Annotated in this window: 20 protein-coding genes; 11 read left to right on the forward strand and 9 right to left on the reverse strand. The window is 59.7% G+C overall.

Going from position 1 to position 21,274, the window contains the following annotated elements; genetic code table 11:
- Window positions 1-96 precede the first annotated feature (96 nt).
- The 7 genes from urtE (at window position 97) to ureC (ending at window position 5,342) form a co-directional block, all read left to right on the forward strand.
- Window positions 97-795 carry an urea ABC transporter ATP-binding subunit UrtE gene (gene urtE, locus MMG91_RS21640; RefSeq protein ID WP_310660647.1) on the forward strand — a complete coding sequence of 233 codons (699 nt, stop codon included), beginning with the start codon at window positions 97-99 and terminating at the stop codon, window positions 793-795.
- Window positions 796-825: 30 nt separating this feature from the next.
- Window positions 826-1,665 carry an urease accessory protein UreD gene (locus MMG91_RS21645; protein WP_310660648.1) on the forward strand — a complete coding sequence of 280 codons (840 nt, stop codon included), beginning with the start codon at window positions 826-828 and terminating at the stop codon, window positions 1,663-1,665.
- 156 nt (window positions 1,666-1,821) lie between these two features.
- Complete coding sequence (ureA, locus tag MMG91_RS21650) at window positions 1,822-2,124, forward strand: urease subunit gamma (RefSeq protein WP_007937143.1); 303 nt, start codon at window positions 1,822-1,824, stop codon at window positions 2,122-2,124.
- A 9-nt stretch (window positions 2,125-2,133) separates the two neighbouring features.
- Window positions 2,134-2,667 carry a GNAT family N-acetyltransferase gene (locus MMG91_RS21655; protein ID WP_310660649.1) on the forward strand — a complete coding sequence of 178 codons (534 nt, stop codon included), beginning with the start codon at window positions 2,134-2,136 and terminating at the stop codon, window positions 2,665-2,667.
- A gap of 6 nt (window positions 2,668-2,673) precedes the next feature.
- Window positions 2,674-3,207 carry a GNAT family N-acetyltransferase gene (locus MMG91_RS21660; RefSeq protein ID WP_223483934.1) on the forward strand — a complete coding sequence of 178 codons (534 nt, stop codon included), beginning with the start codon at window positions 2,674-2,676 and terminating at the stop codon, window positions 3,205-3,207.
- Window positions 3,207-3,515, forward strand: a complete 309-nt coding sequence (locus tag MMG91_RS21665; protein WP_008011171.1) for an urease subunit beta — start codon at window positions 3,207-3,209, stop codon at window positions 3,513-3,515. Before MMG91_RS21660 ends, MMG91_RS21665 begins: the two co-directional genes overlap by 1 nt.
- A gap of 126 nt (window positions 3,516-3,641) precedes the next feature.
- Window positions 3,642-5,342, forward strand: coding sequence for an urease subunit alpha (ureC, locus tag MMG91_RS21670; protein ID WP_310660650.1), 1,701 nt, complete (start codon window positions 3,642-3,644; stop codon window positions 5,340-5,342).
- A 44-nt stretch (window positions 5,343-5,386) separates the two neighbouring features.
- On the opposite strand, the gene MMG91_RS21675 is transcribed toward ureC, so the two are convergent.
- On the reverse strand, window positions 5,387-10,474 hold the full coding sequence (locus tag MMG91_RS21675; protein WP_310660651.1) for an NEL-type E3 ubiquitin ligase domain-containing protein: 5,088 nt from the start codon (window positions 10,472-10,474) through the stop codon (window positions 5,387-5,389).
- 249 nt (window positions 10,475-10,723) lie between these two features.
- Between MMG91_RS21675 and MMG91_RS21680 the strand changes: the two genes are divergently transcribed.
- Entirely contained in the window at window positions 10,724-11,851 is a 1,128-nt protein-coding gene (locus MMG91_RS21680; protein WP_310660652.1) for a HAMP domain-containing sensor histidine kinase, read from the forward strand.
- Between the two features lie 29 nt (window positions 11,852-11,880).
- On the opposite strand, the gene MMG91_RS21685 is transcribed toward MMG91_RS21680, so the two are convergent.
- Window positions 11,881-12,186 (reverse strand): chaperone modulator CbpM, encoded by a 306-nt coding sequence (locus MMG91_RS21685; protein ID WP_305504249.1) that lies wholly within the window; start codon window positions 12,184-12,186, stop codon window positions 11,881-11,883.
- Between the two features lie 24 nt (window positions 12,187-12,210).
- Window positions 12,211-13,158: a DnaJ C-terminal domain-containing protein gene (locus MMG91_RS21690; RefSeq protein WP_310660653.1), complete on the reverse strand. Its 948-nt coding sequence runs from the start codon at window positions 13,156-13,158 to the stop codon at window positions 12,211-12,213.
- A 296-nt stretch (window positions 13,159-13,454) separates the two neighbouring features.
- Here MMG91_RS21690 and MMG91_RS21695 point away from each other — a divergent pair, with 296 nt between their 5' ends.
- Window positions 13,455-14,729 carry an Hsp70 family protein gene (locus MMG91_RS21695; RefSeq protein WP_305448001.1) on the forward strand — a complete coding sequence of 425 codons (1,275 nt, stop codon included), beginning with the start codon at window positions 13,455-13,457 and terminating at the stop codon, window positions 14,727-14,729.
- 122 nt (window positions 14,730-14,851) lie between these two features.
- On the opposite strand, the gene MMG91_RS21700 is transcribed toward MMG91_RS21695, so the two are convergent.
- The 3 genes from MMG91_RS21700 to MMG91_RS21710 form a co-directional block, all read right to left on the reverse strand.
- Window positions 14,852-15,865, reverse strand: a complete 1,014-nt coding sequence (locus tag MMG91_RS21700) for a hypothetical protein (protein ID WP_310660654.1) — start codon at window positions 15,863-15,865, stop codon at window positions 14,852-14,854.
- A 119-nt stretch (window positions 15,866-15,984) separates the two neighbouring features.
- Window positions 15,985-16,290, reverse strand: a complete 306-nt coding sequence (locus tag MMG91_RS21705) for a PsiF family protein (protein WP_305447999.1) — start codon at window positions 16,288-16,290, stop codon at window positions 15,985-15,987.
- Window positions 16,291-16,362: 72 nt separating this feature from the next.
- Complete coding sequence (locus MMG91_RS21710) at window positions 16,363-17,151, reverse strand: helix-turn-helix transcriptional regulator (RefSeq protein ID WP_310660655.1); 789 nt, start codon at window positions 17,149-17,151, stop codon at window positions 16,363-16,365.
- Between the two features lie 97 nt (window positions 17,152-17,248).
- Between MMG91_RS21710 and MMG91_RS21715 the strand changes: the two genes are divergently transcribed.
- A complete protein-coding gene (locus MMG91_RS21715) occupies window positions 17,249-18,136 on the forward strand; it encodes a DMT family transporter (protein WP_123358647.1) in 888 nt (295 codons plus the stop codon).
- A gap of 126 nt (window positions 18,137-18,262) precedes the next feature.
- Here MMG91_RS21715 and MMG91_RS21720 read toward each other — a convergent pair whose 3' ends face one another.
- From MMG91_RS21720 to MMG91_RS21730, 3 genes are all read right to left on the reverse strand, one after another.
- Window positions 18,263-19,153, reverse strand: coding sequence for a triacylglycerol lipase (locus MMG91_RS21720; protein WP_305504245.1), 891 nt, complete (start codon window positions 19,151-19,153; stop codon window positions 18,263-18,265).
- 106 nt (window positions 19,154-19,259) lie between these two features.
- Complete coding sequence (locus tag MMG91_RS21725; protein WP_310660656.1) at window positions 19,260-19,565, reverse strand: multidrug efflux SMR transporter; 306 nt, start codon at window positions 19,563-19,565, stop codon at window positions 19,260-19,262.
- Entirely contained in the window at window positions 19,566-20,204 is a 639-nt protein-coding gene (locus tag MMG91_RS21730; RefSeq protein ID WP_305447996.1) for an FMN-dependent NADH-azoreductase, read from the reverse strand.
- A gap of 123 nt (window positions 20,205-20,327) precedes the next feature.
- On the opposite strand from MMG91_RS21730, the gene MMG91_RS21735 reads away from it, so the two are divergent.
- Entirely contained in the window at window positions 20,328-21,260 is a 933-nt protein-coding gene (locus MMG91_RS21735) for a LysR substrate-binding domain-containing protein (RefSeq protein ID WP_310660657.1), read from the forward strand.
- The last annotated feature ends 14 nt before the right edge of the window (window positions 21,261-21,274 follow it).

Below are 21,274 nucleotides of genomic sequence, written 5' to 3' on the forward strand. Positions count from 1 at the left end.
AATGCAGGGCTCAAGTCCTGTGCATAGGTGACGCGGAGCGTCACGAGATGCATTTCCACGCAGAGCGTGGGAACGATCACAGGGGGAAATTTGAACATGCTGCAAGTCGACAAGCTGCACCAGTACTACGGCGGTAGTCACATCCTGCGGGGCCTGACGTTTGAGGTGAAGGTCGGCGAGGTCACCTGCCTGCTCGGACGCAATGGCGTGGGCAAGACCACCCTGCTCAAATGCCTGATGGGTTTGCTGCCGGCCAAAGAAGGTGCGGTGAATTGGGAAGGCCAACCGATCACCACGTTCAAGCCGCACCAACGGGTGCATGCCGGCATCGCTTACGTGCCCCAGGGCCGGGAAATCTTTGGCCGACTGACCGTGGAAGAAAACCTGCTGATGGGCCTGTCACGGTTTCCCGGCTCTGAAGCGAAGGAAGTCCCGGGGTTCATTTACGAACTGTTCCCGGTGCTGCTGCAAATGAAGCAACGGCGTGGCGGTGATTTGTCCGGCGGCCAGCAACAGCAACTGGCAATTGGCAGAGCACTGGCCAGTCGTCCACGGCTGCTGATTCTCGACGAACCCACCGAAGGTATTCAGCCGTCGGTGATCAAGGAAATCGGCGCGGTGATCAAGCAGCTTGCAGCGCGCGGCGACATGGCGATTTTGCTGGTGGAGCAGTTCTACGATTTCGCCGCCGAACTGGCCGATCAGTACCTGGTAATGTCCCGGGGCGAGATCGTGCAACAGGGCCGCGGCGAAAATATGGAAACCGAAGGTGTCCGTGGACTGGTTACGATCTAACCTGCTGCCTCCTGACGATAATCAGAAATCATGAATTTACCTGCCCCTATCACGCTGTTCACCCCCTGCTGGCATGCCGAACTGGAACTCGGCTACGCCCGTTTTGGCGAGAGCACACGCCCGGTACAGCGCCGCCACAAAGGCCCGCTGCGAGTGCAGAAGCATTTGTACGCCGAAGGCCCCGAGGTGTGTCAGCACATCATCGTCCACCCGCCCGGCGGGATTGCTGGTGGTGATCGGCTGGACATCTCGGCCAGCGTCGGTACGGGCGCCTGGGCGCAAATCACCAGCCCCGGCGCCGCCAAGTGGTATCGCGCGGCGGGGCCGGCTTATCAGAAACTCGACCTGCGCGTGGCCGCTGGTGCTACGTTGGAGTGGCTGCCGCAAGAGACGATCATCTTCAGCGACGCTCAGGCGGAACTCAGCACCCGCATCGACCTTGAGGGCGATGCGCGACTGTTCTACTGGGATGTGGTGGCGCTGGGCCGTCCGGCCAGTGGCGAGCGTTTCGACCTCGGGCATTTTCAGGCGCACCTGGATATCCGCCGTGACGGCCAGTTGCTCTGGCACGAACGTCAGCGCATTGTCGGGGGTGATGGTTTGCTGGATTCGCCGATCGGGCTGGATGGCCAACCGGTGTTTGCGACGTTGCTGGTGACGGGTGAAATCGATAGCGAACTGCTGGAGAAGTGCCGCTCGCTGGCCAATGACGTGCGCGGAGATTTGACGCAGTTGCCGGGGCTTTTGGTCGCCCGGTGTCTGGCCAGTGAAGCGCTGTTGGCACGTGGTTGGCTGATTGATTTGTGGCGATTGCTCAGGCCTGCGTTGCTGGGCCGAGAAGCTATCCCCCCAAGAATATGGAACACCTGAAATGCTTTTCTGTGGGAGCGGGCTTGCCCGCGATGGCGGTCTTACAGCCAACATCTCTATTGGATGTGATGGCCCCATCGCGGGCAAGCCCGCTCCCACAGGGGATCTGTGCAAGCAGATCCAACTCTTTTTAATCTGCCCAGATGGATTTTTACGATGGACCTGACCCCACGCGAAAAAGACAAGCTGCTGATCTTCACCGCCGGCCTCGTAGCCGAGCGGCGTTTGGCGCGCGGCGTGAAGCTCAATTACCCGGAGGCCATGGCCTATATTTCCGCGGCGCTGCTCGAAGGTGCGCGTGACGGCCAGACCGTGGCCGAACTGATGCACTACGGCACCACCCTGCTCAGCCGCGAACAAGTGATGGAAGGCATCCCGGAAATGATCCCGGAGATCCAGGTCGAAGCGACGTTTCCCGACGGCACCAAACTGGTCACCGTTCACCAACCGATCGCCTGAGGCCGCGCTATGACTTACCACATCCGCGATGCGCTGCTCGCCGACCTGCCGGCGATCCGCGACATCTACAACGACGCAGTGCTCAATACCACGGCGATCTGGAACGAACAGGCCGTGGACCTGGACAACCGCCAGGCCTGGTTCAGCGCCCGACAGGCCCAGGGTTATCCGGTGCTGGTGATCGTCGACGGTGACAACAACGTACTCGGCTACGCTTCATTCGGTGACTGGCGCCCGTTCGACGGGTTCCGCCACACGGTCGAGCACTCGGTGTACGTGCGCAACGACCAACGTGGCAACGGCCTCGGGCCGCAACTGATGGAAGCGCTGATCGAACGCGCCAAAGGCTGTAACAAACACGTGATGGTCGCCGCCATCGAAAGCGGTAACGGCGCCTCGATCCGGCTGCACGACCGGGCCGGTTTCGTCGTCACCGGCCAAATGCCGCAGGTGGGTACCAAGTTCGGCCGCTGGCTGGACCTGACCTTCATGCAACTGATCCTCGACCCGGGCGTTATGCCGCCCGGTTCCCACAAGGAGTGATACCCCATGAACGCCGCCCAACTGCGCCGCGTCAATGTTGAAAGCTTTGCGCACTATCGTCAGGGTTTGATTGATTTGCTGCTCGATGCCGTCGGCTATGGCGCCAGTGTCGGGTTCATGGCGGATCTGGATGCGACCCAGGCCCGAGCCTATTTCGATGAAGTCCAGGAGAACCTGAACAAAGGCAACGTGCTGCTCTGGGTGGTGGTCAAGGACGAACAGGTACAGGCCAGCGTGCAACTGACGTTGTGCCAGAAAGCCAATGGGTTGAACCGCGCCGAAGTGCAGAAACTGCTGGTGCGTGAACACGCCCGTCGTCGCGGTCTGGGCCAACAAATGATGCATGCAGTTGAACTCGCCGCCCGCCAGCACAAACGCGGCATGCTCTACCTCGACACCGAGGCCGGCTCCCCCGCCGAAGACTTCTACAAGGCGATGGGCTACACCCGCGCCGGCGAAATTCCCGACTACGCCTGCGACCCGAACGGCCAGTACAAACCGACTGCCCTTTACTACAAGATTCTCCAAGGAGCCCATTGATGATTCCCGGTGAATACCAGATCCAGCCCGGCGACATCGAACTCAACGTTGGCCGCCGCACCCTCAGTTTGAAGGTAGCCAACAGCGGTGACCGGCCGATCCAGGTCGGCTCGCATTATCACTTCTTCGAAACCAACGACGCTCTGACCTTCGACCGCGCCGCCAGCCGCGGCATGCGCCTGAACATCCCCGCCGGCACCGCCGTGCGCTTCGAACCGGGGCAGAGCCGCGAGGTCGAGCTGGTGGACCTGGCCGGGCATCGCCGGGTGTTCGGGTTTGCCGGCAGGATCATGGGCGACCTCGACTGACTGATCGTTCCCACGCTCTGCGTGGGAATGCATCCCGTGACGCTCCGCGTCACATAACGGCGGACGCAGAGCGTCCATGGCGGCATTCCCACGCAGCGCGTGGGAACGATCAATGAAGGAACTGCAATGAAGATTTCCCGTCAGGCCTACGCCGACATGTTCGGCCCCACCGTCGGTGACAAGGTCCGTCTGGCCGACACCGAACTGTGGATCGAAGTGGAAAAGGACTTCACCACCTATGGCGAAGAAGTGAAATTCGGCGGCGGCAAAGTCATTCGCGACGGCCAGGGCCAAAGCCAATTGCTAGCCGCGGAAGTGGTCGACACGTTGATCACCAACGCCCTGATCATCGACCACTGGGGCATCGTCAAGGCGGACGTCGGCCTCAAGGACGGGCGCATCGCAGCCATCGGCAAGGCCGGCAACCCGGACATCCAGCCCAACATCACCATCGCGGTCGGCGCCAGCACTGAAGTGATCGCCGGTGAGGGCATGATCCTCACCGCCGGCGGCATCGACACCCATATCCACTTCATCTGCCCGCAGCAGATCGAAGAAGCGCTGATGAGCGGCGTCACCACCATGATCGGCGGCGGCACCGGGCCGGCCACCGGTACCAACGCCACTACGTGTACCTCCGGGCCATGGCACCTGGCGCGCATGCTCCAGGCCGCCGATGCCTTCCCGATGAACATCGGCTTCACCGGCAAGGGCAACGCCAGCTTGCCGGAGCCGTTGATCGAACAGGTCAAGGCCGGCGCCATCGGCCTCAAGCTGCACGAAGACTGGGGCACTACCCCGGCGAGCATCGACAACTGCCTGAACGTCGCCGATCAATACGACGTGCAGGTGGCGATCCATACCGACACCCTCAACGAGTCGGGCTTCGTCGAAACCACCCTCGCCGCCTTCAAGGGTCGCACCATCCATACCTACCACACCGAAGGCGCCGGCGGCGGTCATGCCCCGGACATCATCAAGGCCTGCGGCTTCGCCAATGTGCTGCCGAGCTCGACCAACCCGACCCGGCCGTTCACCCGCAACACTATCGATGAACACCTCGACATGCTGATGGTCTGCCACCACCTGGACCCGAGCATTGCCGAAGACGTGGCCTTCGCCGAAAGCCGCATCCGCCGCGAAACCATCGCCGCCGAAGACATCCTTCACGACCTCGGCGCGTTCTCGATGATCAGCTCCGACAGCCAGGCCATGGGCCGCGTCGGTGAAGTCATCACGCGCACCTGGCAGACCGCCGACAAAATGAAAAAGCAGCGCGGCCCGCTGCCTCAGGACGGTGAAGGCAACGACAATTTCCGAGCCAAACGCTACATCGCCAAGTACACCATCAACCCGGCGATCACCCACGGCATCAGCCATGAAGTGGGCTCGGTGGAAGTGGGTAAATGGGCCGATCTGGTGCTCTGGCGCCCGGCGTTTTTCGGAGTCAAACCGACGTTGATTCTAAAAGGCGGTGCCATTGCGGCCAGCCTGATGGGCGACGCTAACGCTTCGATCCCGACCCCGCAACCGGTGCACTATCGCCCGATGTTTGCCAGTTACGGCGGTTCGTTGCACGCCACCAGCCTGACGTTTATCAGCCAGGTGGCGCAGGAGGCCGGCTTGCCCGAAGCCTTGGGCCTGAAGAAGAAAATCGCCGTGGTCAAAGGCTGCCGCGACGTGCAGAAAACCGACCTGATCCACAACGATTACCTGCCAGTGATTGACGTCGATCCACAAACCTATCAAGTGAAGGCGGACGGCGTGTTGCTGTGGTGTGAGCCAGCGGAAACCTTGCCGATGACCCAGCGCTATTTCTTGTTCTGAACAATGTAAGAAGCCCCGAACGCCAGACGTTCGGGGCTTGCGGGTTAACTTCCGATTTTAGTGTTCACCTTGTCCAGTCTGGCTCGGTTCAGAGCCTGTTGGGTCAAGGTTTTTTCAAGATCCTTGATGGCCTGGAACACCTCTTCATCCTCAGCGTTTTCCAGCCTCAGCTTGAGGACATCGAATTCCTGACGATAGGTTTTTTCCATGAAGGTTTGCCAGATCGGTTGCTCAAGGATCCGCTCGGTCAGCAAGTCCCCTTCTTCCAGGGCCAGCACGCGTTGATAGGCCGCCTCGATCATCTCTTTGCTCACCTTGGAAATAGTCCGAAACTGCATGCCTCGCGCCTGCCATGGCAGATCCAGACGTTCCGCCAGATCCGTCATGTAAGCCAGATGCACCTCGACTTCATCGATGGTTCCACCTTCAGTGCCGGGGCGATAAAAGGTTTCTCCCGCCCGCAAGCGTTCAGCGACACGCTCACGGGCAATCCTGCCCAGTTCGTCCAGACGCGCCTTGCCCCTCGCCAGTTGCAGCAACTCGGCTTCCACCAGCCCCGGATTGGCTAATCCATGGGCCTCGTGCACTAATACTTCGACGCCCATGGCGTTGAACAACTGAGTACCGCCATCAACACAATTGGTGGTGCTGGTCGCCTCGGCAAAAAGCTTTTCACGCAGTTCAGTGTTCTCGGCCATGGCCTCGAGCATGCGCCACACTTTGGCGGTGAGTTCGGTACGATAACTTTTGTCGCCGGCCCTGAAATCATAGGACTCGGTCAATCGCCGGATTTCATTGAAAAACCGCAACGAGCCATGCTCGTCTTCCACGTAGTCCCAGATTTCCTGCTTCGCATTCCACTGGGCGTTGCTCATCCCTTCTCCCCATTCGGAGCTGTCGAGTACGCCACGTGAGGGATAGGCGCGATCAGGGTCCAGACCGAGCGATTCGATGTACGTGCGCACCTGATCAAGGTTCTCGGGCGAAATCCAGCCCTCCTCCCGAGTAAAGAATGTGCGCGCCAGCAACTCCGCACGGAAGGAGCCAGGCGCCACGTCAGGAATTTGCGTGAGCCTGTTGAACTCAAGGTTCAGATAAATGTTGCGCGGGCGATTCTGGCCAAGATAACCCGTGGGCCAGGTATTAAGCTGGCAATTGTCAAGGGTAATCGCCTGCAAACCGGGCATACGACTGACATCAGGCGGCAAGCGCAACGGGTTGTTATTCAGACGCAACAGGCGCAAGCGAGTCAGTCCTCTGAGGTGGGCGATCCCCTCGCTGTCCAGGGAGATGTTGTTATCGCTGAGCACCAGATGAGTCAGCCAGCGCATGCTGCCGATCTCTTGAGGAAAAGAGGTCAAACCGTTGTGCGTCATGCTCAACTGCCGCAATTGCCGGAATGGTCGCAGGAATCCAACCCGCTGATTACGCAGGCCTGCATTGTTCAGGCTTAATTCGGTGACGTGATCAAAATTGGCCGCCAGTTCAGGCATCGTCGCCAAATGCCTGTCCAGAGGAAAACCATCCAGATTCAGTACCTGCGGTGCCACGATGCCTGGCGCCTCAGCGCCCGCCGGGCCGGTGCGCTGCCAGCAGCGGCGGAGCTTTGCGTAGATGTCGTTCCTGGCGCACCATTCCGAGACGCCTTCGGGTGTAACACGCCAAGCCTGGGTAGGCTGGTTGACCCATTGGCGCATGGAGTCATTGAAGCGGTCGAACTCGGTTTCCAGCGCAGTCAGTCGCTGGTCGGCCCGCTCACCAAAATCGTTCAGCAGCGCCTGTATCTGGCTGTCGTCCAGGCCTGGATAGAGTGTTCTTGTACGAATCCGCAAAATATCCGGATCTTGCGAGCGCGCCCTGTAGGAGCGCATTCCGCCACGCAAACGCATGATCTGCGGATCGTAAGCGGGTTTGCGTATCGGGTGATCCAGCAGAGTTTTCGAGAACGCGTCGTGTGACATCGGCATTTGTTTAACGGCCTGACGCAGCTGTGCCCCCTGATTGATCTCATACCCCAGCGTTTCGCGGTCGGCATCGGGCAAGGCATGCAGCAATGCTCCGTACAGATCGTCCGCTCCATGCAGATGGCCACCCTCATTGTCATAAGTGTCAAAGCGCCCGTCTTCGCGCAAAGCCAACACCTTGCGCACAGAGGCATCGAGCGGACCAACGCTGTCGCGCAGCGTACCTGTGAAAGAGAACCGGCGGACTTCAATGCGCATATCCTTTGGCCATTTCGGCCAGTTTCCCAGGGTATGGAGCGCCAGCCGGTCGGTATCAGCATTGCTCAACTCGTCTAGATAAAGGCCTTCATAGGCTCGACTCAAACGCAAGCCGAACACAGACGATCGCGCCATTTCGCGCAAGCGCAACGGGATCCGTCGGTCTCGGGTCAATTTCAACAACTCGGCTTCAGTGGCATCGTCCAGCAGGGCTTGCGCCGCGGCGTTCGACAGGTCCGGAAAATCCCGCTGCAGGAGGTTAATCCGCGCATCGCTAGTGACTTCCCGGGCCTTGTATAGCGTATCGAACAGCATTTTTTTGCTGTTTTGCGCCTTGTGGGCGAGGCGTTTTTTCAGCTCGACGATACGTGCCGAGCGTTGTTTCGGAACTTCGCTGCCGAACCAGTCCTGCAACTGCGCCTCGTTAAGGGCGTCAACCACCCGTGTCGGCAGGCGACCTTCGCAAACATCAGCCCGGGACAGGTTGAGGGTATTTTCAGGCGTAGCCATGGCCGCACCGAAACTCAGTGACGACTGGCCCGAAGCGGCATCGGCTTCCAGCGCCAGGGCCCTGGATTCAGGCCAGCCGGGTAACTCGGCAACAAACCCGGTCACTTTCTCCGACAGTTCCTGCGGCACCTGGCCGTTCAGGATCTGCGCACTCAGCTTGTCGGCGTCCGCGTAGGCCTTGAAGCGCTTCAGCGTGTCCATGAGCAAGGGGGCCGGTGGATCATTTTCGACATGCATACGACGCAGCACGCCTTCGTCGACACCGCTGACATGTCGGACCTGATCCAGCACTTCGTCACTGATCCCATCCACTGACGGACCGAGACGCCGCAACAGCTTGCCCTTGTCCCATGCCATCGGTTCTTCGAACTCCGTGTGCCAGGCGCCGGCACCGTTGTGTTCGACGTTCAGTTGATAGGCATTCGGGCGCCTGGAATGTTGCAGTCGAGGCTGTCCGGTGAGCGGATCCTCCTTGAGCACGAATTGCTTATCCTCGAGCAACAGCATTTTGCGCCCGTCATGCTCAATGACGCCGAGATCATCGGGCGTTGCGGTTTCGGGCAGCGTCAGACGGTGCTCGTAAGGCCCATGATCGGGTTTGATCAGACGCGTTTTTCCGCTGGGCAGTTCCACCGGTTTAAGGCTGTCTATCAGGGGCGATGGTCTGATCGGTGTAGGGCCGCCGGGCAGCACATGGCCCATGAACATCAGGGCCAATTGCGCACTGTTGATCAAGAAACTGTTGATGTGCGCCGCGCCCTCTTCGACGTCCCCCTTGCTCCAGTCTTCGATACCCTCGACCAGCTCCCCCAACAATTGCGCGGCCATCAGGCCCAGCATGGCCGGCCCCAGCACGGGCACCAACATTGCGCCAACGTTGAATACGTTCCAGGCGATGTCCAGATAACCGCTCAGGCGTTTCCAGCGTGCGTCGGCGTCTTCGTCATCAGTCGGCACCGCGATCAATCGGGCATCGGCAATGGCTTTGTCGCGACGCTCACGAAACAGACGGTCCCACAGTTCGTCGCTGATCAGATGAGTAACAGGGTTCGCATTAGGGTTTTCGACCGGCGTTTCTCGCCACCATGGCCCCATGTCGAGCGGTTCGCGCTGTTGCCAGGTGATGGTCTTGAGCCGTTCATTGACCCGGCTGAAAAAAATTGCCTTGTCTTTCTGTGCGACAAAACGACTGAAAAAACGCTGATAGTCACTTTCACGCAGTTGGCCGATCAGCGTTTTCATGAAGTCGGTGAGCGAGGCATATTCCTTCAGCGGATGATCCGGGTCATCCGGTACCCAGGCGATCAAATGCCCGCTCAGCCGATCCTGACTGTAGATTTCGTCCTTGCGCAGCATCTCTTCCACCACGCCTTTCGGGCCGTTGGCGAAAAAGGCCTTGAGCATGCCAAAGGTATCGAAGCGATTGGGTAGCGATGCAGTTACCCGTTGTGAGAACTCAAGCCAAGGCTTGAGTGCTTCGGGCGCCAGGCCATCAACGGCCTTTTTGACAGCCGCTGGTTCGGCCACCGCGCTGAACAGCACAACGCCGGTCATCCGGCATCCCATTATCGACAAACGATGACTTTGCAGCGGACGGTCATTCCATTGGATGTCAGGCTTGCCATCGATCAGTGCGCCGATCGTTGTGTAACCGTGCAGGCCGATATCGCCCTTGAGATACGCCATCATCGACGCCAGTCTGAGGGCCGCTTTGTCACTGGCGATCGAACGCTCCTTGAGCAGGCGAGCGGCGTTGGCATTTGCGGGAGCGAGCAATGACTTGATGTGGGTCTGGTATTGCCCGCCAATGTCGAGGCGGCGGCACAACGCCGCAATTTTTTGCGGGGTGATGACCTTGATCTCATGCAGGCCGCCACGAAAGTCCTTGCGCAACACCGCGGAGCCGCTGCGAAACGCACCCTCGCGGGTTTCATCCTCTTCGAAGTTGTGCAGCGCCGCTTCGAGCAGCGTGGAGCGACGGATGATGCTGGCCTGGTTATCGATGACACCGGCGATTTTTTTCGGCACATACAAGCGTAATTGCAGGTCGTTCGGATCGCCATGCTCGTTGAAGTTCGAGAGCAGCAGGGTTTTGAGCAATGGCTCGGCAAAGGCCTTGATATCGTGCTGCAAATCGCCGAGCAATTCGTCCAGCGGCCCTTGCAGGCGCCAGCGCTCGTCGACGAGCTGCTTGAGATGGTCACGATCCACCGGTCGGGCTTTCAGATACCAATCAGGAAATACCGGCTGCATCTGCGCCACAGATAGAAGTCTGGTCTGTGGCGCCTCGGTGATTGCCTTGGGGATCAACGGTTTTATTCGCGGGTAGTGCACCCCTTTTTCGTCCTTTTGGGCCGGACTTGATGGCACGTTTGGATTGCTTCCTTGCAATTCAGGCATGTCTTGAACACCTTCAAACCAATGGATGGAGTCCTATGGTTACGCGCTGACCCAGTGAACAAAAGCGCAAAAAGTTGTTGATTCTCCACGCAAAAAAGGCGCCACGCAGTCGAAATCCAGAAGCTGAAAATAACTATCTACCGCACCCCACAATCCAGAATCTGCGTGCACCATCGAAGTGGTGTTCCATCCCAAAGGAGCTACTATGCTTAACGCTGTTTTGCATTTATCGCGCAGGAAAAACGGGTAATGGGACTTTCTGAATTTATCGTGGCAAACGTCGGCCGCGTGGTCGACGAGTGGGAGTCTTTCGCCCGAACCATTGCTCCGGAGCCGGTTGCCATGGATAGAACGCTGCTGCGCGACCATGCCAGGGCGATTCTGCTGGCCGCCGCCCGCGACATGACACTGCCCCAGACCAGCCGTGAGCAGGCCGCCAAGGCCAAGGGCGATGGTCCGGACAAAAATCCGGCGCTGGATCAGGCCAGCGCCAGCCATGGCGAATTGCGCCACAATACCGGCTTCGATCTGGTGCAGATGACCGCCGAATTCCGCCATTTGCGTGCCTGTGTGATTCGTTTGTGGGTCGACAGCCTGACGACACCGGATCTGGCCCAGTTGCAGGAAATGATCCGTTTCAACGAAGCCATCGACGAAGCGCTGGCCGAATCCACGGCGGCCTACGCCGAACAGGTCAATCGCTCGCGGGATATCTTTCTCGCGATCCTCGGCCATGACCTGCGAGCACCGCTGCAAGCGGTGAGCATGTCCACCGAAATACTGATGCGCAAAACGAACCTTGAGGGTGACGCATTGACCTGTGCACTTCACATCAAGCGTGGCACTCGCCACATGGCGGTGATGGTCGGCGATTTGCTGGAGTTGGTCCGCAGTCGCTTGGGCAAGAGCCTGCCGATCGAACCGACGCCCATGGATCTGGCCGATGCGGTGCGTGAAGCGATTGAGCAGGCCTGTGCCGCTCATCCGCTATGCGATCCGACATTGAGCGTCGAAGGCGACACCCAAGGTGTGTGGGATGGCCGAAGGCTCGATCAGATGCTGCAGAACCTGATCGGCAATGCCTTGCAACACGGCTCGAACAACAGCGCGGTCAAACTGACCCTCAAGGGCGAAGCTGACAGTGTTCGGCTTACGGTACACAACGACGGTGCGCCGATTCCAGCCGAGGCGATCGGCGCGATCTTCGACCCACTGGTACGCAGTGCCGACGAAGAACTCGGCGGGCCGACCACCAGTCTTGGCCTGGGACTGTTCATCGTCAAGGAAGTGGTCAAGGCCCATCAAGGGACGATTGAAGTCAGCTCCAATGAGACCGACGGCACGTTGTTTACCGTGGTGTTGCCCAGGAAGGTGTGACCCCCCCTCGCCACAGGTAGTGTTTACAGCTACTCGACCACCAACCGCCCCAACCGCTGCTTGAGCATGCGGTTCTCGGCCCGCAGTTGCTGGACCTCTTCGAGCAGGTCCAGCGCCAGGGCGACGCCTTCCCATTCCAGCTCCAGGTCGCGCCGCAGCTTGGCGGCGCGCTTGGCCAATGTCAGTTCATAGTCGGTGAAACGCCAATCCTTGGGCAGTGCTCCCTGAGGTTCGAGGATGCCGTGTTCGACGATCTCGATCACGTGCACGACCGACAATTCGGTCGCCTCACAGAATTCTGCCAGGTCCAATTGAACGATCACGGGGTCGCTCATGATTGGCTACTCCTTATCTCAAAATCAAAAGTTCTCTCGCGGATCGAAAGCGGCTTTTTTCGCCAGCTCCTCCCACAATTCTTTGACGTCATGGTCGAGTTTTTTCGGCATCACCGCCTTGAGCTGCACGAACAGGTAGCCTCGGTGACCCGCCTTGTGCATCAGGCCGTGGCCCTTGGCGCGCATGCGCTGGCCGTTCTGGCTGCCGGCCGGAATCTTGAGGTTGATCTTGCCGGTCAGGGTCGGTACCGCGACTTCGGTCCCCAGCGCCAGTTCCCACGGTGCCAGCGGCAAGGTGATGATCAGGTTCTCGCCTTCGACGTCGAATTTGGGGTGCGGCGCAAAACGGATGGTCAGGTACAGGTCGCCATTGGCCCCGCCACCGATGCCCGGAGCGCCCTGGCCCTTGAGGCGGATGCGCTCGCCGTCGGTCACGCCGGCAGGAATCTTCACGTTCAGGCTTTTGCTGGTGTTGCTGACATGCTGGCCGGCAGCGTTGTAATGCGGCACCTGGAAGCTGACTTTCTTCGATTCGGTCGAGAGGGTTTCTTCCAGAAAAACCGGTAATTCCATTTCCACGTCTTGCCCTCGACGCCCGGCGCTATGGCTCGACCGTCCACCACCACCGAAACCCGGACCACGGTTGCCGAAGATCGAACTGAAAAAGTCAGAGAAATCGCCCGTGTCCTGGCCACCACCACCGAAACCACCGCGGCTCTGCCAACCTGGCGGGCCCTGAAAAGGCTGACCGTGCTGACCGTATTTGCGCAAGTCGTCGTATTCGGCGCGCTTGTCGGCGCTTTTCAGCGCTTCATAGGCTTCCGACGCGTCCTTGAACTTGGCCTCGGCGTCCTTTTCCTTGCTGACATCGGGGTGGTATTTGCGTGCCAGCTTTCGATAGGCGGCCTTGATCGCCTTATCGTCCGCGGTCGGCTCCACACCGAGAATCTTGTAATAGTCTTTGAAGTCCATCGAGGGAATCACCATCCATTATCGAAATCGCGCAGCCAGGCACAGCATGCTCTTGTTTGCAGCATTTGGATTGACCAATCTCAACTTTGTGACCGGGCAGCGCATCAGAAGTTTATCGGCAGCAGACGTGGTTCTTGCAGTCGCCCTGAGGGCTGCCAAGCCTATGCAGGCAAGTTTGGGGGTAATTGGCCATCTTTCAAGCGCTGATCACTGCGATTTAACGGATAGTCGGCCTTCGAATCTTCGCCGCACTGACATACACTGCGCGGCCGTTTTTTAACCGGAACTTGAAAGACATGAAAAACGCATCTCCAGCCCGTGCCTGTGGTATCGACTTCGGCACGTCCAACTCCACCGTCGGCTGGCTGCGCCCCGGCATGGAAACGCTGATCGCGCTGGAGGACGACAAGATCACCCTGCCCTCGGTGGTCTTCTTCAATATGGAAGAACGCCGCCCGGTGTACGGCCGGCTGGCGCTGCACGAGTATCTGGAAGGCTACGAAGGCCGGCTGATGCGCTCGCTCAAGAGCCTGCTGGGCTCCAAACTGATCAAGCACGACACCAGCGTCCTCGGCACGGCGATGCCGTTCAAGGACCTGCTCGGGCTGTTCATCGGCCAGTTGAAAAAGCGTGCCGAAACCGCCGCCGGTCGGGAGTTCGAAGAAGTGGTGCTGGGCCGTCCGGTGTTTTTCGTCGATGACGATGAAATGGCCGACCAGGAAGCCGAGAACACCCTGGTGGATGTAGCCCGTGCCATCGGCTTCAAGGACGTTTCTTTCCAGTACGAACCGATTGCGGCGGCGTTCGACTATGAGTCGACCATCGAAAAAGAAGAGCTGGTACTGATTGTGGACATCGGCGGTGGTACGTCGGACTTCTCGCTGGTGCGCCTGTCCCCTGAGCGCCGCAATCACGATAACCGTCACGACGATATTCTCGCCACCGGTGGCGTGCACATCGGCGGGACCGATTTCGACAAGCAGCTGAGCCTGCAAGGCCTGATGCCGCTGTTCGGTTACGGTAGCCGGATGAAGAGCGGCGCCTATATGCCGACCAGCCACCACATGAACCTGGCGACCTGGCACACCATCAACTCGGTGTACTCGCAGAAGTCGACCCTGGCCCTGGGCAGCATGCGTTACGACATCGAGGACACCGGCGGCATCGATCGCCTGTTCAAGCTGATCGACCAGCGCGCCGGGCATTGGCTGGCCATGGAAGTGGAAGAAACCAAGATCCAGCTGACCCACGCCGACAGCCGCCATGTGCCGCTGGATCGGATCGAACCGGGTTTGAGCGTGGAACTGAGCCGGGCACTGTTCGAATCGGCCATCGACAACCTGCTGGAGCGGGTGCGCAACAGCGTGACCCAGTTGCTGAACGACGCCAACGTGCGGGTCGATCAGGTGGACACCGTGTTCTTCACCGGCGGTTCGAGCGGGATTCCGGCACTGCGCAATAGCGTCTCGGCGATGCTGCCGAATGCGCAGCACGTGGAAGGCAACATCTTTGGCAGTATCGGCAGCGGGTTGGCGATCGAGGCGATGAAACGCTACGGCACCCTCGCGTAATGATCGTTCCCACGCTCTGCGTGGGAATGCCGCCATGGACGCTCTGCGTCCGCTGTTGAGGCTGTGACGCGGAGCGTCACGGGATGCATTCCCACGCAGAGCGTGGGAATGATCGGGCGGGGTTACACCATCCCCACCTGCTTCAACTCACTCTTCAGATACGCGTAATAAATCGGCCCCGCCACCACCCCCGGCAGGCCGAACGCGGCTTCGAACACCAGCATTGCCAGCAGCAACTCCCACGACTTGGCACTGATCTGCCCGCCGACAATGCGTGCGTTGAGGAAATATTCGAGCTTGTGGATCACAATCAGGTAACCCAGCGCCGCCACCGCCACCCAGATCGATAGCGACAAGCCGACGATGGTGATCAAGGTGTTCGAGATCAGGTTGCCGATCACCGGCAACAAGCCGAGCAGGAAGGTCAGCACGATCAGGGTTTTGGTCAGCGGCAGCTTGATCCCGAACATCGGCAGGACCACCGCGAGGAAGATTCCGGTGAAGAAGGTGTTGAGCAGGGAAATCTTGATCTGGGCGAAAACGATGTTGCGAAACGCCTGGACCAACAGGTGCAAACGGTCGAACAGTGCCGCGGCCAAAGGCTTGCGCTTGGTCACATCCGGCACTCGCTGCAAGGCGATGATCGCCCCCAGCACCATGCCGATCAGCAGCGTCACGAACATGTGCGCTGCGTCCTTGCCCACCAGTTGCAAGTCACTGAGGTGCTTGCTCATCCACTGGCCGATGGCCACGCGAAACTCGGCGGCACTGGCCGGCAAGTAAGCGTCGATGAACGGCGGCAACTGCCCGCGCGCGCGGTCGACCACCACCATGAATTTATCGAGAGAAGCGCCGGGGTTTTCCGCCTCGTGCAGCAGAAAACTGATCGCACCGGCAAAGATCAGCGCCAGCACGCTGACCACTAATGTCCCCAGCAACGCCACCGCCAGCCAGCGCGCACGACGGCCTTCGATCAGCCGCTGCAATTGCGGCGTGAGCATGTTGACCAGTTCGAACACCAACAACCCGGCCAGCAAGCTGGGCAACAATCGCAGAGGGAGCACCAGCAGCAAACCACCAAAAATGATGACCCAGCTGATAAGCAACAAAACCTGACGTTGAGAAAACGCTGACATACAGCCTCAAAACGAACTACGTAAAAGGATTGGCAGTCTGCCAGCGTTCCGGGGCGAGCACTAGGGATTGTGTCGGCCGACCTTACCGGCCACCAAGCTTCCCGAGCTGACCGCGCTGCTTATTTTTTCTTCAGGCATTCGCTCATGAAGGCTTTGCGCGCATCGCCCTTGAGCGCCTGGGTCGTGGCGTCGGCATTACAGGTTTTCATCTTTTCTTGTTGAGGGGTCATGGGCTTGGCGGCATCGGCGGCCGGCGCGGCTTTGAGGCAGGTACTCATGAAGGCTTTGCGCTCGTCGCCCTTGAGGCTTTTTGCGGTAGCGTCGGCATTGCAGGTGGTCATTTTGTTCTGTTGGGCAGTGGCGGCGAAACCCTGGGAGCAGAGCAGCAAACCGATCATCAACAACGGGGCACGCAACATCTTCATGGAGTGTTCTCCTTGTTACCGCACCGATGGATGCGGCCTTGTTTCGGAGTGTAGACAAAGCCTGTTACACGTTCACCTGCTATCGAGGTGGCTGCGTCGATATTGCTCAGGCGTGCACCCGGCCTGACGCTGAAACATCGCGATAAAGGCCGAGCCGGTGCTGTAGCCCATGTCGAAGGCGATTTCCTGAATGCTGCGCTGGCTGTCCAGGGACTCGATCGCCGCCAGAAACCGCAACCGTTGCCGCCACTCACCGAAACTCATGCCCAACTCGCGGACAAACTGCCGGGCCAACGTGCGCTCACTGACGTGAATGTGCGCGGCCCAGTGCGCCAATGGCCGGTTATCTCCAGGCTCGGTCTGCAAGGCTTCAAGAATTGCGAGCAGCCCGGGGCTGCTGGCGTAGGGCAAGTAGCACTCATGCATCGGCGCCTGTTGCAGTTGGTCCACCAGCACTTGAGCCAGTCGCTTGTCTGCATCGTGCTCGGGAATTTTCACATCGCGGGCGGCGAAGTCTTTCAGGATCGCCTTGAGAATGTCGCTGATCGCCAGGGTGCAGGCCTGCTGCGGCAGATCACGACACAGCGTCGGCGCGAGGCAGACCGCGCGATAGTTGATCGGCTGATTGCTATAGAAACTGTGCTCGGACCCGGGCGGCACCCACACCGCGTATTGCGGCGGCGACATGAAGCGGCGGCTGCCGATCTCCATGTGCAAGACCCCATTGGCCGAATACTCGAGGGTGCCCCAAGGATGATGGTGGGCCGAGGCGTATTCATGGGTGTTGAAGTCGGCATAACGGAAATAGACCGGGGCCGGCAGCTCGCTGAAATCCAGCAGATCAATGTGTTTGCTATTCATGCTGTCCGGAATCAGAGGCAGGTTGTCTGGATCGAAGTATAGGCGTTGATCCAGACAAGCGGATAATCACCCTTCATTAACGTTCTGGTTTTCCCCGATGCAATACGCTTATCCCCTGCTGGCCATCTTCATTTGGGCCGGCAACACCGTGATCAACAAACTCGCGGTGGGTGCGATCTTTCCCGCCGAAATCGGTTTCTACCGCTGGCTGCTGGCCGCACTGCTGTTCACACCTTTCATGCTTAAACCGGTGATCGCCCACTGGCCGTTGATCCGCCCGAACCTGGGCAGGATTTTCATCCTCGGGGTGCTTGGCATGGCGGTTTATCAAAGCCTGGCTTACTTCGCTGCGACGCTGACTTCGGCCACCAACATGGGGATCATTTTGTCGCTGATGCCCTTGATGTCGCTGGCCATGGCGATTGTCAGCCTCGGCCAACGCCTGACCGCTGGCGCACTGGCTGGCGCGGTGTTGTCGTTTGCGGGTGTCTTGGTGGTGGTGTCGTCCGGCAGCCTTGGTGCGTTGCTGGAGCACGGGGTTAACCTGGGTGACGCGATGATGCTGATCGCCACGCTGGCGTATGCGATTTACAGCACCCTGCTGAAAAAATGGCAGCTGCGTTTGCCGCCGCTGGTGTTGCTGTATTTGCAGGTGTTGGTCGCGGTGGTGGTGCTGTTTCCGCTGTTCCTCGCCTCACCGAAAATCGGCCCGACCCTGCAGAACATTCCGCTGGTGCTCTATGCCTGCCTGCTGGCCTCGATGCTTGCGCCGCTGGCGTGGATGCAGGCCGTGGTGCGCCTGGGGCCAAGCCGGACCACGCTGTTTTTCAATTTGCTGCCGTTGATTACGGCGCTGATTGCGGCGGTGGTGCTGCATGAGCAGTTGGCGCTGTATCACCTGGTGGGTGGGGTATTGACGTTGGGTGGGGTGATTTTGTCGGAGCGCTGGACCACCGTGCTGGGCCGTAAGATCAGCGCTGCCTGATATGACGCTTTCGCGGGCAAGCCACGCTCCCACAGGTTTGGTGTCGTGCTCATTGCCGACGTCCGACACAAAACCTGTGGGAGCGAGGCTTGCCCGCGAAGAACGATAACGCGGTCTCACTGCCGTTCACACACCGGCGGCCTTCAACCTCGCTGCATGCTCGACAAACAACCGCACCGGCTCTGCGCCCTTGCCCACCAACCCCAGCGATTGGTTGACGATATCAAAGTGATCCATCGGGTATTCATCACCGATCACCGTCCCCAAATGCGAGCTGTAACGCCCGACCATCCCGTCGCAATGCCCCGCCTCACGCACGAAAGTCCTGGCAAACAACCGGCAACTGCGATTGGTCCCGTCGAACAGGTTGCACCCGCGATCGGTCTTGCCCGGCTGTAACGTCCCGGACCAGGAGTAATAACGCACGCCATTGACCACTTCCGGACCATGCCCGCCCCAAGTGTCAGGCAGGCCTTGGGGATAACGCTGATTGAACAGCGCCACGCCCGCCGTGGTCAGGGATTGGTGCGAAGCCGGGATATCCACCGGCAGTCTCGGCCCGCGATAGCCGGTTTCCAGCAGGCACATCAACGCGCTGATCAACCAAAGCAAAAAGCTCAGGAGCCGGCCCTTGGCGCTGTCAGCCGGATAATGGGTGTGCAGATGGTCTGCCAGTTCCGAGCCGTGATTCGGCCCGGCCACCGAGGTCACCGAAGCCACCTGGTCCGGGCGTTTAGCCGCGGCGTAACGGGCGGTCAGCGAGCCCTGGCTGTGGCCGATCAGATTGACTTTCTCGGCCCCGGTTTCGCGCAGAATTTCCTCAATCCGCGCCAGCAATTGCTCGCCGCGTACCTCGGTGGAATTAAGCGGCGAGACCTGCACCGCAATCACGGTCGCCCCATCCCGGCGCAATGCCGAAATGATTCCGAACCAATAGGGATAAAGCAGCAGACGGATAAACCCGAGCATCCCCGGGACCAGCACCAACGGGTAACGCGTGGCGGAGCCTTGCGACATGGATAAACATCCTTGTGGTCGGTGAGATGAAGCAAGGCTGGATGCAAGGCATCAGCCAAGCATCGCCACCCCAGATGACAACTCGACGACCAGTCTATGACATCCTCTACTTCAACCCCACCACACCCGCGACAATCAGCCCGACCGACACCAGCTTGAGCGCAGTCAGGCTTTCGCCCAGCAGTGCGAAGCCGAGAAACACCGTGCCCAGTGAACCGATGGCGGTCCAGATCGGGTAGGCGATGCTTACCGGCAATTCGCGCATGGCCAGGGTCAAGAAGTAAATCCCGCCCACCGCGGCCACCACGGTCATCACCGAGGGCCAGAGCCGGGTGAAGCCTTCGGCGTACTTCATGCCCATGGCGAAGGTGACCTCGAACCCGGCGGCGATCAGCAGGAACACCCAGGCCATCTAGAACTCCCTGGCCAGCGCCAGCAAACGCTGCTCGGCCTCGGCCACGGACACCTGGAAGGTGCGCTCGGCGGACTCTTCGCCCTCGGCGGCGACCACGGTGACGTCGGTGATGCCGATAAACCCCAGTGCCGTACGCAGCAATGGATCGGCATGGTTCATCGCTTCAAGTTCACCGCCGGGGCCGAAACCGAACCCGCCGCGACTGGTGACGATCAATGCCTTCTTGCCCTGCACCAGCGGTTCATACTGAGCGATGCCGTTGTCCAGGGTGTGATTGAACGTCAGCCCGAGCCGCACAATCTGGTCGATCCAGGCCTTCAGGCCGCTGGGCACGCTGAAGTTGTACATCGGCGTGGAAATCACCAACAGATCATGACCGAGCAACTCCCCCACCAATTCATCGCTGAGTGCCAGGTCGGCCTGCATCGACAGCGGTCGCGCTTCAGGTTCTGGATGGAAAGCGGCCGCCACAAACGCTTCGTTAACGGCCGGAATCAACGCCCGACCGACTTCTCGACGGGTCAATTGCGACTGCGGGTTGCGGACCTGCCAGGCGCTAAGAAACACCTCGGCCAAACGCCGCGAATGTGAACGGTCGCCACGGGGGCTGGCGTGAATGGCAAGAATTCTGCTCATCTGAATCTCCTTTAAGGGCTAAACTGAAACGGCTTGTGCATGCAGCTTGAAGCGCGTGACTGCCTCTCTTCAAATGAACAAAAATCAGTCTGGATGAATCCATTTCATCCATGGAGTTCTAAAATGTTTGCCTCGTTGCCGCTGACCGCCCTGCGCGCCTTCGAATCCGCCTCACGCCTGTTGAGTTTCAAGGCCGCCGCCGAAGAGCTCTCCGTAACGCCGACGGCGGTCTCGCACCAGATCCGCTCCCTGGAAAACTGGCTCGGCGTGCCGTTGTTCGAACGACTGCCACGCCAGGTGCGCCTCACCGAGTGCGGCGAACGGTTGTTTCGCAGTCTGCATGGCGCCCTGCTCGAAGTGGCGCAAAGCGTCGATACCTTGCGCCCGCAACGCAGCAGCACGAACCTGACGATTTCCACCACCGCCGCGTTCGCAGCCCTTTGGCTGGTGCCACGGTTGGGACGGTTTTACGCCCGCCATCCGAATATCAGCCTGCGGCTGGACACTCACTGCGAAGTGATCGATTTGCATCAGGACGCCAGCGTCGATCTGGTGGTGCGTTACAGCCTCGACGATTACCCGAACCTTTATGGTTTGTGCCTGTTCGACGAATTCTTCGGGGTCTATGGCTCGCCTGAACAAGTGGCCCTGCCGGCCAGTCGGGTACCGACCCTGATCAGCGTGCGCTGGCACAACTCCAAGCTGTACGCCCATGGCTGGGAGGCCTGGTGCGCGCAGTCCGGCGAAACCTGGCTGGCTGCGCAACCGGTGGTGCGTGAATACGACGAGGAGCATTACGCCCTGCAAGCCGCCATCGCCGGGCAAGGCCTGGTGCTGGCGAGCAATATTCTGGTGTCGGAGAGTGTGGCCAGCGGCTTGCTGTTGCCTTATCGGGGTGACATTCAAGTCGATGGGGCCGGATACAGCGCGCTGTGCGTACCGGGCCGTGAACGGCATCCGCCGGTGCGGGCGTTTTTTGCGTGGTTGCAGGAAGAAGCCCGGTTGTCTGGTCTATTGCCAAGATCGCAGCCTGCGGCAGCGCCCACAGGCGCGTAGGAGCTGCCGAAGGC

Origin of the sequence: Pseudomonas sp. JL3, from assembly GCF_031570575.1 — a bacterium.
In the GTDB taxonomy this organism is placed as follows: domain Bacteria; phylum Pseudomonadota; class Gammaproteobacteria; order Pseudomonadales; family Pseudomonadaceae; genus Aquipseudomonas; species Aquipseudomonas cucumis.

Coding starts and splice junctions, on each gene's coding strand:
- urtE (WP_310660647.1), top strand. CDS start 97: ATGCTGCAAGTCGACAAGCTGCACCAGTACTACGGCGGTAGTCACATC.
- MMG91_RS21645 (WP_310660648.1), top strand. CDS start 826: ATGAATTTACCTGCCCCTATCACGCTGTTCACCCCCTGCTGGCATGCC.
- ureA (WP_007937143.1), top strand. CDS start 1,822: ATGGACCTGACCCCACGCGAAAAAGACAAGCTGCTGATCTTCACCGCC.
- MMG91_RS21655 (WP_310660649.1), top strand. CDS start 2,134: ATGACTTACCACATCCGCGATGCGCTGCTCGCCGACCTGCCGGCGATC.
- MMG91_RS21660 (WP_223483934.1), top strand. CDS start 2,674: ATGAACGCCGCCCAACTGCGCCGCGTCAATGTTGAAAGCTTTGCGCAC.
- MMG91_RS21665 (WP_008011171.1), top strand. CDS start 3,207: ATGATTCCCGGTGAATACCAGATCCAGCCCGGCGACATCGAACTCAAC.
- ureC (WP_310660650.1), top strand. CDS start 3,642: ATGAAGATTTCCCGTCAGGCCTACGCCGACATGTTCGGCCCCACCGTC.
- MMG91_RS21675 (WP_310660651.1), bottom strand. CDS start 10,474: ATGCCTGAATTGCAAGGAAGCAATCCAAACGTGCCATCAAGTCCGGCC.
- MMG91_RS21680 (WP_310660652.1), top strand. CDS start 10,724: ATGGGACTTTCTGAATTTATCGTGGCAAACGTCGGCCGCGTGGTCGAC.
- MMG91_RS21685 (WP_305504249.1), bottom strand. CDS start 12,186: ATGAGCGACCCCGTGATCGTTCAATTGGACCTGGCAGAATTCTGTGAG.
- MMG91_RS21690 (WP_310660653.1), bottom strand. CDS start 13,158: ATGGACTTCAAAGACTATTACAAGATTCTCGGTGTGGAGCCGACCGCG.
- MMG91_RS21695 (WP_305448001.1), top strand. CDS start 13,455: ATGAAAAACGCATCTCCAGCCCGTGCCTGTGGTATCGACTTCGGCACG.
- MMG91_RS21700 (WP_310660654.1), bottom strand. CDS start 15,865: ATGTCAGCGTTTTCTCAACGTCAGGTTTTGTTGCTTATCAGCTGGGTC.
- MMG91_RS21705 (WP_305447999.1), bottom strand. CDS start 16,290: ATGAAGATGTTGCGTGCCCCGTTGTTGATGATCGGTTTGCTGCTCTGC.
- MMG91_RS21710 (WP_310660655.1), bottom strand. CDS start 17,151: ATGAATAGCAAACACATTGATCTGCTGGATTTCAGCGAGCTGCCGGCC.
- MMG91_RS21715 (WP_123358647.1), top strand. CDS start 17,249: ATGCAATACGCTTATCCCCTGCTGGCCATCTTCATTTGGGCCGGCAAC.
- MMG91_RS21720 (WP_305504245.1), bottom strand. CDS start 19,153: ATGTCGCAAGGCTCCGCCACGCGTTACCCGTTGGTGCTGGTCCCGGGG.
- MMG91_RS21725 (WP_310660656.1), bottom strand. CDS start 19,565: ATGGCCTGGGTGTTCCTGCTGATCGCCGCCGGGTTCGAGGTCACCTTC.
- MMG91_RS21730 (WP_305447996.1), bottom strand. CDS start 20,204: ATGAGCAGAATTCTTGCCATTCACGCCAGCCCCCGTGGCGACCGTTCA.
- MMG91_RS21735 (WP_310660657.1), top strand. CDS start 20,328: ATGTTTGCCTCGTTGCCGCTGACCGCCCTGCGCGCCTTCGAATCCGCC.